This window comes from Algibacillus agarilyticus, assembly GCF_003286125.1.
GTDB classification, from domain to species: Bacteria; Pseudomonadota; Gammaproteobacteria; order Enterobacterales; family Alteromonadaceae; genus Algibacillus; species Algibacillus agarilyticus.
Genome location: NZ_QMED01000017.1, coordinates 1 through 15,349, shown reverse-complemented (window position 1 = coordinate 15,349; position 15,349 = coordinate 1). Strand labels below are relative to the sequence as shown.

Sequence of the window (15,349 nt, the reverse complement as noted above, 5' to 3'; positions counted from 1 at the left end):
TGCGCAATATTGTCGATAAATATGTACTTAATCGGCGCGATGTTACGTTTAAGGCCGATAATATTCTATGTTAAACTGGTGAAACGAACGAAATCGCTTTATGTATGGAGCTTCTGTTTAAGACTTAAAATAACAATTGGACAAACAATCTTTTTTAAAATGGAATCTAAATGAAAATTAAATTACTCACGGCCAGCTTACTATTTGCTGTTACTGCTTCACAGACTGTATTCGCACAAGAAACCCCTAACGCTTCTGAAATATCTTTGGTTGCACATAAATCGACAGGCTTTCATGGCAGCTTAGGGTCCGTTAGCCTTGATGCCAAAGCGGCTTATATTGGTGAAGTAAAAGATTCAGCAACTTATTGGCGCTTGGGTTGGGAAAACCACACCGACTCTTTTATTTGGGGTACGGGATTATCGGGTTATTTATATTCAGATAAAGCCGGTTTTACGGTGCGTACTGAAGGTGCATTTGGCGGTGAAAGTGATTCAGATTCTTCTGCAACCGCTTTTAATGGTTATATTGAAGGCGGATATAAATATGCAGTCAATGATGTCTTTAGTGTTGCGTTATTAGCGGGCTATGAACTGGTTTTAACATCTGATCGCAGTGTGGGCTATTGCTCAGATTGCCCATCAGAAGATATTGATATGGATGCGGGGGTTTATCTTCAACCACGTGCAACCTTTCAATTCGGTAACGATTGGTACGCTTCGTTAGATTATAATGCTTATATGAGTGGCGATGTTGAAAGTGCGGTTATGTTATCGGTTGGTGCACAGTATTAAGTAAACGAATGATATAGTCAAAGCGATCGGGTTTTAGGGGCAGGTTTCTCGTTCCAGACGAAACCTAAGTACTTACTTCCATGTAAGCAAAGCCGTCAAGCTTCGAGACCCCATGAGCATATGCTCTATTATGTGATTGGGGCGAGTAAGCGCTGACAATGAACCATAAAACCTGAGCGAGAAGACTATAAATGAGGTGAAATAGGATTTAATCTACCTATCTCACTTCATTTAGTATATGAGTTTAAAATGGCACAGGATAACGTTTAATCACTTCATCAATATCAGCTAATACTTCCTCGCTTAATGCTAAGTGGTAAGCGCTTATATCTTCTTGTAACTGCGGCATTGAGGTTGCACCAATAATGGTCGATGTAACGCCTTTAAATTGATACACCCAAGCGAGCGCCATTTGAGTTAGGGCTAAACCATGTTTTTGCGCAACTTGATAGTAAGCTTCTATTGCTGCGTGTGTTTGACTCGTATCTCTAAAAATACCGTTGCGCTGCGACATCGTCCAACGACAGTTTGCCGGACGTTCATTATTGCGATATTTACCCGATAACGCGCCGCCTGCAAGTGGTGACCAAGGTAAATAAGCAATATCATTGAGTACGCAGTTTTCGATAACATACGGTGAATCTTTTAAATGCAACAAACTGAACTCATTTTGTATCGATACCACACTGGGTAGGTTCAATGATTCGGCTATTTTTAAATACTCGTTAATGCCCCAGGGCGTTTCATCAGACAAACCACAATATTTAATTTTTCCGGCTTTAACGCAGGTTTCTAACCCTTGTAAAATATCGGCTATTTCGTCGCGCTGTTGTTGTACATTGACTTGAGTATGATCAACATTACGTGGCCAATGGTTCGAAAAATGAGGTGAGGTGCGGTTTGGCCAATGAATTTGATATAAATCGATATAGTCGGTTTGTAAACGAGCAAGTGAACCTTCAACAGCGGCTATCACGCTTTGCCCTGATACTTTGCTACCTTCGCGTACCCAAGGCAAACCGGGGCCGGTTATTTTACTGGCCACAATCAAATCTTCACGCTTACTTTTATTAGCCGCGAGCCAGTTGCCTAAAATGCGCTCGGTTGAACCTTGTGTTTCAGCTTTTGGCGGAACGGAATATAGCTCGGCAGTGTCAATAAAGTTAATGCCTTGCTCTATGGCATAATCTAGCTGCGTATTTGCATCTTCTTGTGTATTTTGTTGACCCCATGTCATGGTGCCTAAACACACGTCTGACACCATTAAAGGGCTTGAACCTAGCTTTTTGTATTTCATTTCCGCGACCTAAATTTATGACATTGATTAACCTGAATTCAGATTGATTACTCTAGCGGCATTGTTTTGTTAACTCAACCCTCATTCGCTTTCATTCAACTCGGTCTAGTGGCTATTTACCTTACGTATTTTTTTACTCATTTGTTTTACTTTGGCGCAAAAAACTCAATAAACAAGTTAGCCGTTAAGCGCCCCGTGTGTGGGTTTGGGTCGATATCTATTTGTTTATTCACTAAGGTTGAGTGTAATAAATTACTGGGGTAAATAACTAAACGGTTTGGTTTATACGTTACTTGATCATATAAGGTGAATTCAGCCGTGCTTTGCGTGCAATAATCAACGGGGTTAGATTGCAAGTCGCTTTCTTGTTGTGTGAGTTGTTTAAAATAAGTGTTTTCACGTGCGGCGTTAATACGTTCGTATTGACTGGGGTTATGCCGATAAAACCCCGTACCGCCATGTTCTTTTGCATTTAAGTATAATAAAACCGCAAACATATTCTCACTGGTTGAATCAAAATGGGGGCAACGTTGCATCAAATTAAGTGAATCAGCCGGTTGTGTGATCAACGAAAACGCATTGCCTTTCGGTTGTGGTTGCCATTTAGGATTCAAATTATATAAGCGATATAAATAAGGCATGATGGGTTTGAGTAAACTAATCACAGTGTGCTTAGGAAGTGCTGCGCGGCAACCGGGATACAACGTGGCGGTGTCGGCGGTAAATGTGGCTTGCTGACACGCATAATCGATTATTGAAGTGATTGAATCAACATAGTCATCAATGACCATAATCGGTGTTTTTTCATGGCCTATGTATTTCACACTCGGCTGAAATGCCGAATTAATGGTCAGTGTGTGCATGGCAATAATGTTTTATAAAATCAGTATGTTTGGGCATGCTCGCGACTTTACGGGCAATACTGGTTTTTATTTGATTTAAAAATTGCTGTAGTTCTTCATCTGGCATCAGATCCACAATGGCATGATATTGTTCTGGCATAATGCCTTGTCCCAGCATGACCTGGATCCATGATGTTTCACCAAATAGTTCTTGCTCCATTTTGTAAGCTTGGCCACTTTGTCTAAAAAGATCGAGTCTTTGTTGTAATGTGTTGGGTATCGGCATGTTTTTGCAGTAACGCCAAAAATCAGAATCTTCACGTTGCGTCACGTGATAATGCAAAATAATGAAGTCGCGAATACTTTCTATTTCGTCGCGCATCTTTTTATTAAATAACGTTCGGTTTGCATCATTATTTTGCTGGCCCGGTAACAATTGCATTAAACGAATAATGCTTTGTTGAATAAGATGAATACTGGTGGATTCGAGTGGTTCGATAAAACCACTGGCTAAACCAATCGCCACACAATTTTTATTCCAGTGTTGGCGGCGAGTACCGGTGCGATACTTAATTACTCGCGGTTGGTTAAGTAATGTGCCTTTAATATTATTAAGTAACGTGGTTTGTGCTTGCTCGTCCGACATGTATTTACTGCAATACACCAAGCCATTACCTGTTCGGGTTTGTAAGGGTATTTGCCATTGCCAACCGGCTTGATGTGCGATTGAACGGGTATATGGCACAGGTGGTAATGCGTCGGTTAGTTCGGTTTGTACGGCGATGGCACTGTCGCAAGGTAGCCAATGGCTCCAATCTTCATAACCGGTATTTAACGCTTGTTCTATCAAGAGGCCTTTAAACCCAGTGCAATCAATAAACAAGTCGCCTTCAATGACTTGACCGTCGGTTAAGGTGACCGATTTAATAAAGCCATTGTTATCGGGTAAGCAAGATGAAGAGTGGTGGTGTAAATCAACCTTATCGATTAAGCCTTCTATGCGTTTAATGCCGTGTTGTTCGGCTAGTTTACGTAAATATTTTGCATACAACCCCGCATCTAAATGCAATGCATGATTACGTGCTTGTTTCGGTTGCAGCGCAAATTGCCCTTGCCGGCAAGCAACATGTTCTGGGCAGTAATCGCCTATTTCACTGGCAAACCCTTTTTGTTGACCTTTTATCCAAAAATGCTGAAAGCCTGCAGCCCAGCAATCTTGGCCTAGATAACCAAATGAATGAATATAGTCTTGGTTTACATCTCGCCAGTTCTCAAACGAAATACCCAGTTTAAAGGTGGCATTGGTTGCGGCCATTAGCTCGGCTTCGGGTATTTTGAGCAAATCATTAAATATATGCAGCGTTGGAATGGTCGCCTCACCCACGCCGACGGTGGGTATTTGATCTGATTCGATCAAGGTTACATCTAGGTTTTTACCTAATAATTTGGTGAGTGCGGCAGCTGTCATCCAACCGGCTGTGCCGCCACCTGCAATAACTATTTTTTGTTTATTCATTGTGTGTAACCTCTTGGTATTCAGCGTTGAATAGCTCGTTCGATAATGTTAAGTATTCATGACGTAAATCAGGTTGTAGCTCAGCTCGCTATTTTTACTCATACAACATGTTGTGTCGGTTGGTCTTAATGTTTAACGACGCAAAAAATGTTGCAGCTCCGCGCGTAATTGACGAGCTGTGAGTTCATCTATCGGGCTTTTTAAAATGCTCTGTGCTGCTTCCGGTATGTGTTGCGTGCTGTCAGATGAATGATTAAATATGTAATGCTCAAATAAATGGCGCCATGCTTCGCGTTGCTCACGGGGTAAGTCTCTTATACTCAAAATCGCATTGAGTAATGCCGTGGTTGGGCGGCCTAAGTGAGCTTCTGCTTTTTGCCACCAATGTGTCAGTAACACATTAAAGTCGTCTAGCCCTTCAACATGATGCCACCACATACTGGGTAAAATGAGGGCATCGCCCGCTTCTAACTCGGCAACTTGTGCCGACGCTAACGCGTTAGTAAAGTTAGGGTGTTGATTTAAATCGGGATTATTAAAGTCGACGGTGCTAATGGCTTGCCCTCCCGGAGCGAAGTTAATCGGACCAGGGTATAAATTAGCGACTTGATCAGGCGGAAACAACGTAAAACGACGGCGTCCCACCAAGCAACACGCAAAATTTTGCGCAACATCGTAATGTGCAGCAATGCGAGTTTGATTGCCAAGCCACAAATTAATCAAGGCATTTTTCGGAATGTGCGTTACAGAAATTTGCGGCAATAAATCAGCAAAATTAACCGCGACATTCGTTGAACTCATGTAAATACCTTGCGGTGTATCAGCTGTTGATTGTTGCCATAAATCGGTTAATACATCACGTAGTGGTAGGGTTTTATTGATAAAATTAAAACCCGACATGTCATGGTTGTAGTAAACCCGTCCTTCTGCGGCTGGTTCAAGATACGACGCTTTTAGTGGTAAACCCGCATTATGTTGTTGTAGATAATCTGATGCGGCTTGGGCAGACTTTTTACCGATTTTAACTAAAGGCCACTGCGCACAAAAACCTTTTAAGATAAAAGGTTCAGTGGCGTTTAACCATTCAGCCGGTAACGTTGCAGGTGTATAACCATTCAACGATTTTACCTGAACGTGAGGTTGTATCTTGAGAGGATTATGGGGGCTTTTATGCTGCTGTAACGCCATCGGGGTCATCTGATATTAACTCGCTATTTGCGCATTTTTTCGGGCGACAAGTTCGGCTATTTGTACTTGTGATGCTAATGCCATATAGATCGCGTGTAAGTAGCCGCTTTGCTGCAGTTGCTTGATTTTTTCAGCGCTTAAGGCATTTAATTTGTCTTCGTTGATGGTGTAAAAACCAATTAATTGATGCTTTTTAGTATTGTTGAGTTCGATATCAAGCGTGACCGATTCAAGTAAATCAAGATCGGTTAAAGTTTGACTGAAAATAGCATCGTCTTGTAAACCCTGATGTAAGGTTTCTAAAACATTCGCAATGGTTTCTAAGTAATCACTGTTACCGCCATAAGGCAAAAACAAAGGCTGACCTTGCGATTTACTGACTCGCGGCGAATCTAAATCAAGCGTTATAACTCTATGTTGTTCCGTTACCCCGTCGGTCGTTCTTTCTTGTTGGCCAATTAAAAACGGTTGGCGTTGTACCGATAATGGAATATAGCTCGCCTGCCAACCATTATCATTTAGGAATAAATTCTCGTTTTGCGTAAAGCCAAACAAGGCAACTGAAACAAACGTACCGTTATTCTGATCTTGCTGGAATAAAATAGGGTAATGCGCTTGAATACTGCGAAACTCTTGCGCAAATGTTTGTGCGTACCACAGATTGTCACCATATTCGCTTGAACGTTCAGTAACAACTTTAAGATCTTGGTGATCAATATTATTAAGTAATGCGTGATTAGCCATGATGACTCCCATTGAGTTTAATAATGTGAATTAAATATTCGACATGCCGTATTGGTTTATCTTATTTAGTAGCGTTCTATTACGAGGTAATACTGAGCTAATCTGACTGCGTTTTTGCTGATTATCGGCCATTAAAGCCAGTGCAAATTCCGCTTGTTTGGTTAATTTTTTTGCGCTATTGGCGTTCGTTTTAAAATGCATACCGTATAAAATATATTGATAACTAGCCGCCGGAAATAAAGGCTCTGTATGAGCGATGTCATATTGGCTTGGTGGCTGATGCTGCCAAAGTTTGAGCTGTTCTTGTAATGCCGGCGGTATTGATTCTGGCTTTCTATTGTCTAACCAATAAGGGCTGTCTTTACGCGCTGATAAAACGTAATGCAGTTTCAAAAATTCAATGATCTGTTGCCAATGTTTAGTCATTTTCTGGTTAAACCGTTTGGCTATAATGAGCATTGAATCAAATGTGCGGGGTAATTGCTCGCTGATTACTTTAGCTGATTGCTCTATTAAGGCGAGCGCAGAGGCTTCTAATGGTTCGATAAAGCCGGCTGACATACCCACCGCAACACAGTTTTTATGCCAAAAATGCTCACGGTAACCAGGCGTAAATTCAAAGGCTTTGATATTCAGTTCGTCTGTTGCTTTTAAGCTTGTATTTTTAATTAAGTATTTTTGCAAGGTGGTTTTAGCTTGCGCTTCTGTTGTGTATTCGCTGGCATAGACATAACCAATTCCGCGGCGCGTTTGTAAACCGATATCCCAAATCCAGCCATTGGATTGTGCGGTTGATAATGTATAAGAAGCGATGGCTTCATCTTCATCGGTGTAAGGTACTTGCACGGCCAATGCCCGGTCATTGAACAAAACTGATTTTTGTTCGATAAAAGGCACTTCGTAATGCTGTCCAATTAATAAAGCATGTAAGCCTGAGCAATCGATGAATAAATCGCCTTCAATCGTTCTATTTTGTTGAGTCTGTAATGATTTTATATAGCCATTTGAGTTTACATTAACGGTTTCAACATCATTAACAATGTGTTTAACCCCTAACTTAGCTGTGCAATGCTCTTTGAGTAATTGGCTAAATTTTTGGGCATCAAGGTGGTAGCCATAATTAGCGATTGCATCATATTCACGTGTTGCGACCATTTTGGGGGCCAAACCGAGATCGCAAATTTGGTCTTGGTAGCCAACAGACTGACAAAATTGACTGTAATCATGCTGACTACTGTGTTGGGCATTTAACCAGTGTTCCGCAATATTTACTTTTTTTACGCCAATGGGTAACGTAAAAGGGTGGTAATACTGATGGTTTTTTTCAGTGTGCCAGTTAACAAATTTAGAGGCCTGCTTAAAACTCACATCGCATTTTTGCAGCAGTTCGGCTTCGGTTATGCCTATCTTTCTTAACGTTGATCGCATTGAAGGCCAAGTTCCCTCACCTACGCCTAATGTTTTAACATTAGCTGATTCGACTACGGTGATCGTTATATTGGGTGCATGTGTTTCAGCACTTAAATCAAGATGCTCAGCCGCTATTATGCCAGCGGATAACCAGCCTGCGGTGCCTCCTCCAACTATAACGATGTTTTTAATTTCTGACTGCATAAACTCTCTACTACAAAATGTCAAAATAATGTAAATGTCTTTTTGACTATAACAGTCGAAAGGGTAAAGATCCAGTCGATATTTCAGCTTAATTTACTTGATGTTTAAGATGATAACGCTTTATACCAATCCGTAAGAATAAGTACCCACTCAGCGAGCGTTTAAATGCGCTTAATCAAGGCGCTGAATGAAAGAATAGTGGTGACCTTTTGAGTTTGAGCAACATAGAATAAGCGCATTTAAAACTCGCCTGAAAGGAATGCCTCAGCGGCTTTTGACCTGCGTTATCGGTATTTGAAAAGGGAACAACCATTCCTATACACCGACGCCTTGTTCAAAAACCGCTGGATGCATCCTGAGAGAACACTTATTAATATGAATTGGTATTAGATCAGGTAAATGATAAACGGTTAGATTACCTGCAGTGTTAATTCTTAAAATGAGGGTTGGACATGATTTTTAACATATGATTCGAGCCGTTACTAAACACTGGGCTTATCAAAATAGGGTTAATTAATATCGCTAATTGATATTTAGTTATGTGTTTTAGGCTTTTTTTGTTGTGTTCTTCGGTGCTAAGAGTAAAAAATAGCATACCGAGATATTCGGTATGCTATAAATGTGTGTGCATTATTGTTGTTTTTATCGCGATTGGCGATGGTTTTATTTAGAATTTAAACCGTGCACCCACGTTATAACGAGCACCTTGCTGTGTTAGCTTGTAAATAAGGCGGCTATCACGGCCATACTCTGTAACATACTCGTCGGTCAGATTAATACCTTCAACAAATACCGTTAAGCCTTCAACTGCAGGTACTTCGTAGCTCACGTTAAAATCGAGTTGCGCATATGCCTCAGTATATATCGGTGCAGTTGTGTTACCACCTGTGCGTCTTTCATTTAAGAATTCACCACGCCAGTTATAGGCTAAACGCGCTTGAAAACCATCTTGGTCGTAAAAGGCCACTAAGTTAGCCGTATCGCTCATTCCAATAACCGCTTGGCTGTCGGTTAACGATAACTTGTCGTAGCCATCACCCGAATCTACATACGTATAGTTGGCAATTGCGCCAAAGCCTGAATCACCAAAGATATGTTGAATATTGAATTCTATACCTGTGGTTTTTTCATCTTCGTCATTATTTACCGGAATGTTAATGTCAAACATAATGGTTCTATCGGTGCTATCACCAACGATCACACCCCCATCAAGCTCGCCTGCATCATTAAAGTTAGGTGTTACACTTGGGCTATCTGCGTAATTTTCAAATATATAGTTACGGATTGCTTCATTTGAAGCTGAGTTACCTAACGCGGCTCGTGCTGCATCGTATTTTTCACCATCAAATGGGTTTGGTAGGTTGAATATTGCTTCTTTACTGGTACCTGTAATGATGCTATTTGATACAGATTTACTGAAGTAACCTACTGAAGCATAGCTTCCTTCAGCATAATACCATTCAAAAGATAAATCTAAGTTGAATGATTCAAGCGGCTCTAACCCCGGGTTACCTGATTGGCCAGAATAGCCATTTAAACTACCGGATGTGTTAATCGTTGTGCCGCCGAGTAATTGATCATAGCTCGCTCTAGCAATCGTTTTACCAATTGCAAATCGTGCAGTAATGTCGTCAGTAACGTTAAGGTTTAAATTTAAGTTAGGGAGTAATTTGCTGTAATCACCAGAACGATCAAGTGCAACAATACCTGTTACGCCGGTCACGGTTGTTTGGGTCTCTTCAGGCCAAATAACTTGGTTATATGAAGGTGCATAAGATTCAGAATAAACATCAGTCATCTCATAACGTAAACCTAAATGCGCATCAAAAGTCATATCACCTAAATCACCTTCATGATTTAATTGAACGTAAATAGCTTTTGTTTCTTCTTCGGTGTATCTATTGGTATCTGAATTCCAGTTAGTTGATGCACAGAATTGACCTTCACCATTTGGACCCGCGGCTGCCCCGGTTGCTGCTTGACAATCACCCCATAAATTACCCACACTGGCTTCTGGATCCGCTAATTCTGCTGCGGCAACGATCGTATCAAAATCGGCAAAAAAGATTTTATCAAATAAGTCATATTCTGATTGCGTAGCGGTTCCTTCAAAGTTACCTGGTGTTGCTTCAAACTTGTCTAGGATGGTATCTTCAACCCAATCAATACCTTCGAAGTCACCGGTAATACCGTCTTGTAAGCCATCTGCACCGACGCCACCCCAATCATTTCTTTGTACTTGCGTGTGACGGAAGCGGTTATCTACGGTATTAATTGAGGCACCAAAATCGATACTGCTGCTTTCACCAAATAAGAATGTACCGGTTAGCTGTGTTTGTGAAACGTCTGAAGTATAGAAGTCATTGGCAAACCAACTTCCTGATAAACGTATTGATTGTGGATTGAATTTTTCAATATCACCTGTTGCGATCCCAGGTAATGTACCGGTTAAATCTAAACCGGTACGTGTACGGGTATAAGAAGGTAATTGAATGTTATTACGTGTGCCATGACGTGGATCAGAGGCTTTCATTTCAGCTTCTGAACTATGGTGATCAAGCGCTAGCGTTAAATTTTCGGTGGCTTGCCATTCAATGTTTAAACCCAGTGAATCGGTTGATTCTTTACGACCCCATGCACCAACCGTTAACGATGTATCGGTTAGAGCTGGATAAATTTCAGAATATATAAGCGGTACGGCATTTTCTACGCCATCCCACACGGTTTCACTGCGATCATCTGAATAGTTAAACCAAACTGACGCATCAGTATGTTGTTCTTCAATATGATTTTTGATCATCGTGTAGTCTAACGTTGTTGTAATATTGTCAGTTGGCTTGAATTGTAAAACTAATTGACCATTTGTACGGGTACGTTGACGCTCTTCAAATACGTAGCGTGGCTGCTGTGGGGTAGAAAGTATGCCAGTAATTAAGTCGCGGTTTTTACCCCCTTCTGCACCAGCCGGCACACTTGGGCTAGTAACTTGACTAGCCGCACTCGCTCGGTAGCCTTGGTCTTGCAAGAATTGTTGCATGCCACTTTCACGTTCTTGGCGGCTGCCTGAAATTGAAATACCAAAAGTGTCGTCAGCAAACGTTTGTGAATACAAACCACTGAATTCAGGTGTCGCGCTACCTTTATCGGTAGAGGTATCATTAACCATTTTAACGCCAATACTCGCTTTAGTGCCCGGAGCTTGTAATGGTTTATGTGTTGATAAATTAATGGTTGCACCAATGCCGCCGGTTGTAACCGATGCATTTGATGTTTTATATACTTCGACGCCACTGACGCTTTCAGATGCGATATTAGCAAAATCAAATGATCGACTGCCGGTTGTTGTTGGTAATTGACGGCCATTTAAAGTAATGAGGTTTGAACCAAAACCACGAACCGTTACATTGCTACCTTCACCATTTTGGCGATCGATTGATACACCCGTAATACGCTGTAACGATTCTGCTAAGTTTGTATCTGGGAATTTACCCATGTCTTCAGCTGATATGGCGTCAACAATACCTGCACTGTCGCGTTTAACATCCATTGATTTGATTAAACTACCGCGAATACCGGTAACGGATATGACTTCTACATCTTCCTCTGCTTCTACTGCGAATGCGGGTAATGCGGCAGTACTAAGCGCGGTTATGATAGCGCTAGAAAGTATGGTGTGTTTAAACATGTTGTTTCCCTTTTATCAAATTACTTGTCGTTATTGTGTGATTAGTAACGCTTAAGTTAGTTATTATGTTGATTATAGTCTCTAAGACTATAATTATTTTTAACACCTTATTATCATTTTGACAATAACATTTATGACGGTAGGTTGATGGTTAATAGCTGCCTTTTTAACGTTGTTAAGCGAGGATTTTATTTTAAGTTGTTGTTTTTCAACGTTTGTTTTTTGTTTTGGAATTGTTTTTTTATAGAGATATTAATGTGTTGCAGTTAAAAATTACAATTACATTGTTATAAATCGTAAATATTTATCCGGTCAATTTGATCTTCAGCATGGTTAATTCGTATTTATAATTCACTATTAATACATCTTATTAACATTTTATTGCCTTCACGTTTCGTTTTATGCATTTTTACGCGATCTTTCATTTGATTCTATTTTTCAATCAAAAAATACAGCTGATAACTAGCTTGCTAATTCATCTGAATATTTTTTAATCATCTATTAACTCCCCTCAATAGCACAAAAAACACTCACCTTATATTTAAATAGTCCATATAGACTATTTTATAGTCATAAGTTTAATTTGTGTTTATTTTATGTTTTTGTTTTGTTGTAGTCTTTTTGTTTTTATCTATTTTGTATTTAGTTAGTTGTTTATTGTATAAAGTCTACATTTAATTGTTTGTTGTTAATTATGTGTTTTGGGTTAAGTAGTCAAGATGTAGATTATTAAAATATTAATTCTTGCTTCTATTTTTGAGCGATAAAAGAGAGCCGAATTGCTCGGATAATTGGTTGTGTTAGCTGTTAGATACAATAAAAATAGTGAATTGGTGGTTGGTTAAGGTCTTGAAAGTCGATAAAAAAGTAAATGAAATTCAATGTAATAAACTTGATTTATATCGCGATATTCCCGAGTGAAGTGGTGCTTGGTTAGATGATAATTTAGGCGATAAATCAGGAATAAAAAGCTACGTGAAAAGTTTATCTTGTGCAGTTGTATATGTAAGTGTTTGTTTTTAAACGTTTAATTATTTATATGTGTTTTTATGTCATGTTACGGGGACAGTGTGGGGGTATTGTAGATGGAATTAATTATTTAGATTGTGAAAGTAGATCGAATTAGGCGTGAGGTGAAATTAACATGTGGTGGTAGACCACCCGTGAATGTTAAGTGTTTTTTTGCGTAGCAGTTGAAAACATTCAGAGAGCGTGAGTAAATCAATATGTGATCGTGCTTTAAGGCTATTCGCTATGCTACTTTTCAGTATTAGTAGTAAATAAGATAATCTGTCGGTTTTTATTTTCATTTATATTTTATTTTTATTTATATTATTTTAAATAACACTAAAATAACTCAGTTTATATGTATTGGTCTTTATGACTTTATGACTTTATGGCTTTATGACTTTATGACTTTATGACTTTATGACTTTATGACTTTATGACTTTATTTCTTTATGGCTTTAAGCGTGAAGCGGCAAATAAAAACGTTCAAATAATGTTTATCGACAAAGCCAGTTTATCCGTTCTACGAGAGAGGTAAGTTAAAGCAAAGGGGCCCCCCTCTTTAATGAGCTTATCTGTATAAATCAACGCAATTATTATCGTTGCATAAAATACAGCGTATATTGATACACAAACAGCTAGGCGATAATCCGTTAGCGATTTCTAAACGTAAGCTTGGTTAAACAGAGTTTGATGTATAGTCAAAGCGATCGGGTTTTAGGGGCAGGTTTCTCGTTCCAGACGAAACCTAAGTACTGACATCCATGTAAGCAAAGCCGTCAAAGCTACCGCGTCCTGCTCTCGCCCCTTACCTGCATCCATGCAGGCAAGCTTCGAGACGCCATGAGTATATGCTCTACCATGTGATTGGGGCCGCCTAAATGGATTTAGGGGTTAGAACGACGCAGGAGCCACAGGTTTTAAGTGTTACCAACAATGCAAAACTGATCCACTTCAACAGTTGAATTCTGATCCACTTGTTTTCACTATTGTGCCTTTTCGGAGGCACCTTGATCACAAAAGAAGAACTTATGAAAATTCAGATTCTGCACCAACAAGGCCTTTCTCAACGGGCCATTGCTAAACAACTCGGGATATCACGCAATACCGTTAAACGTTATTTGCGCATGCAAGTTGATTCGCCAGCTTATTCTGCTCGGCCGAAAACGACTTCATTACTCGATCTCTATAAACCGTTTCTTCATTCACGTATTGCACAAGCCAAGCCTGTGCACTTATCGGGCGTTGTTCTATTTCGAGAGCTCAAAGAATTAGGCTACTGTGGTGGTTTATCGCTATTACGTCAGTATTTATATGCATATCGTGGTAAGCCGTCCCCAACGGAGACTGTTCGATTTGAAACCCAACCAGGTAAGCAGATGCAGGTAGATTGGGGGCAAATGCGCGGGGGCAAGTTCCCGATACATGCCTTTATCGCTGTGCTGGGTTATAGCCGCGTTATGATGGTCGTCTTTACCGATAATATGCGTTACGACACGCTTGAGCAGTGCCACCGTTTAACCTTTGACTATTTTCAAGGTGTGCCACAAGAAGCATTGTATGACAATATGAAAACGGTCGTGATTGAGCGTGACGCTTATGGTGAAGGGCAACATAAACTCAACCAAGCTTTTTACCAATTTGCTAAAAGCATGGGATTTATACCTAAGCTCTGCCAACCTTACCGACCACAAACTAAAGGTAAGGTTGAGCGTATGGTCCGTTATGTTCGCGATAATTTTTTCAGACCACTCAATACCAAATTGGAGGCTATAGGAGAAACGTTAGATGTCATGACCGCCAATGCCGAAGTTATGTTATGGCTTGATACAGTGGCTCATCAACGCATTCACGATACCACCAAACAAAAACCAGCGAACCGCTTGATTGAAGAACGACTCGCTTTACAGTCTTTGCCACCAACACTGCTTCCAGTAGTCACGTCCCTTGCGCCTGACGTGCCTCTGCATTCAGCATTAACGGCGTTAAATGAACAGCCATTACACCACCCCCTTAGTATTTACGACCAATTGTCGGAGGCGATATGAACCTGCAATTATCACGTATAAATGAACTCACCTTGGTGTTACAGTTAGCTGGTATTGATGCCAATGCGTGTGATTTAGCTCAGCAAGCGGCCAAAGAGGAATGGGATTACCTCACTTTTTTAGAACAGGTGTTGCAATGTGAAAAACGTGCACGGCATCAGCGTAAACAGCATATGTTTACGCGCATGGCGGGGTTCCCTAGCCTGAAAACCTTAGAGGATTTCGATTATCAATTCGCAACAGGCGTCCCCAAAAAGCAAGTCATGGAATTAGCATCGCTCTCCTTTATCGAGAGACAAGAGAATGTGGTGATGTTGGGACCTTCAGGTGTTGGCAAAACTCATATCGCAGTTGCGCTAGGTTATAAAGCCGTTCAAGCAGGGATAAAAACGCGCTTTATCAGTGCTTCAGATTTGATCCTACAACTGGTCACCGCGCAACGGCAAGATAACTATAAACAAGTAATGCAACGCTCGGTAATTGCGCCAAGGTTACTGATAATTGATGAGATCGGGTACCTTCCATTCAGTGCCCACGAAGCCAAATTGTTATTCGAGGTGATCGCCAAACGATATGAAAAAGGGTCAGTAATTTTAACTAGCAACTTGCCATT

Annotated in this window: 10 protein-coding genes; 3 read left to right on the top strand and 7 right to left on the bottom strand. The window is 40.4% G+C overall.

The annotated features are described in order from the left end of the window. The first annotated feature begins 170 nt into the window (after positions 1-170). Entirely contained in the window at positions 171-794 is a 624-nt protein-coding gene (locus DPX34_RS13515; protein WP_111978982.1) for a porin family protein, read from the top strand. A 244-nt stretch (positions 795-1,038) separates the two neighbouring features. Here the strand turns inward: DPX34_RS13515 and DPX34_RS13510 are convergent, their stop codons facing one another. From DPX34_RS13510 to DPX34_RS13480, 7 genes are all read right to left on the bottom strand, one after another. Further along, positions 1,039-2,091 (bottom strand): aldo/keto reductase, encoded by a 1,053-nt coding sequence (locus DPX34_RS13510; RefSeq protein WP_111978981.1) that lies wholly within the window; start codon positions 2,089-2,091, stop codon positions 1,039-1,041. 146 nt (positions 2,092-2,237) lie between these two features. Next, positions 2,238-2,954, bottom strand: a complete 717-nt coding sequence (locus DPX34_RS13505; RefSeq protein WP_111978980.1) for a DUF6445 family protein — start codon at positions 2,952-2,954, stop codon at positions 2,238-2,240. Next, a complete protein-coding gene (locus DPX34_RS13500; protein ID WP_111978979.1) occupies positions 2,935-4,449 on the bottom strand; it encodes a tryptophan halogenase family protein in 1,515 nt (504 codons plus the stop codon). Before DPX34_RS13500 ends, DPX34_RS13505 begins: the two co-directional genes overlap by 20 nt. 132 nt (positions 4,450-4,581) lie before the next feature. Continuing rightward, the gene (locus DPX34_RS13495) at positions 4,582-5,568 is read right to left on the bottom strand and encodes a cupin-like domain-containing protein (protein ID WP_232824739.1); all 987 of its coding nucleotides are present in this window, start codon (positions 5,566-5,568) and stop codon (positions 4,582-4,584) included. A gap of 84 nt (positions 5,569-5,652) precedes the next feature. Next, on the bottom strand, positions 5,653-6,381 hold the full coding sequence (locus DPX34_RS13490) for a SapC family protein (protein ID WP_111978978.1): 729 nt from the start codon (positions 6,379-6,381) through the stop codon (positions 5,653-5,655). A gap of 30 nt (positions 6,382-6,411) precedes the next feature. Continuing rightward, positions 6,412-7,995 (bottom strand): tryptophan halogenase family protein, encoded by a 1,584-nt coding sequence (locus DPX34_RS13485; protein ID WP_111978977.1) that lies wholly within the window; start codon positions 7,993-7,995, stop codon positions 6,412-6,414. A 667-nt stretch (positions 7,996-8,662) separates the two neighbouring features. After that, positions 8,663-11,680: a TonB-dependent receptor gene (locus tag DPX34_RS13480; protein WP_111978976.1), complete on the bottom strand. Its 3,018-nt coding sequence runs from the start codon at positions 11,678-11,680 to the stop codon at positions 8,663-8,665. 2,018 nt (positions 11,681-13,698) lie between these two features. On the opposite strand from DPX34_RS13480, the gene istA reads away from it, so the two are divergent. Together istA and istB are read left to right on the top strand one after the other, a co-directional pair. Continuing rightward, positions 13,699-14,736 carry an IS21 family transposase gene (istA, locus tag DPX34_RS13475; RefSeq protein ID WP_438938521.1) on the top strand — a complete coding sequence of 346 codons (1,038 nt, stop codon included), beginning with the start codon at positions 13,699-13,701 and terminating at the stop codon, positions 14,734-14,736. Beyond that, on the top strand, positions 14,733-15,349 hold a 617-nt coding region (gene istB / locus DPX34_RS13470; protein WP_111978974.1), incomplete at its 3' end, for an IS21-like element helper ATPase IstB. The genes istA and istB, both read left to right, overlap by 4 nt.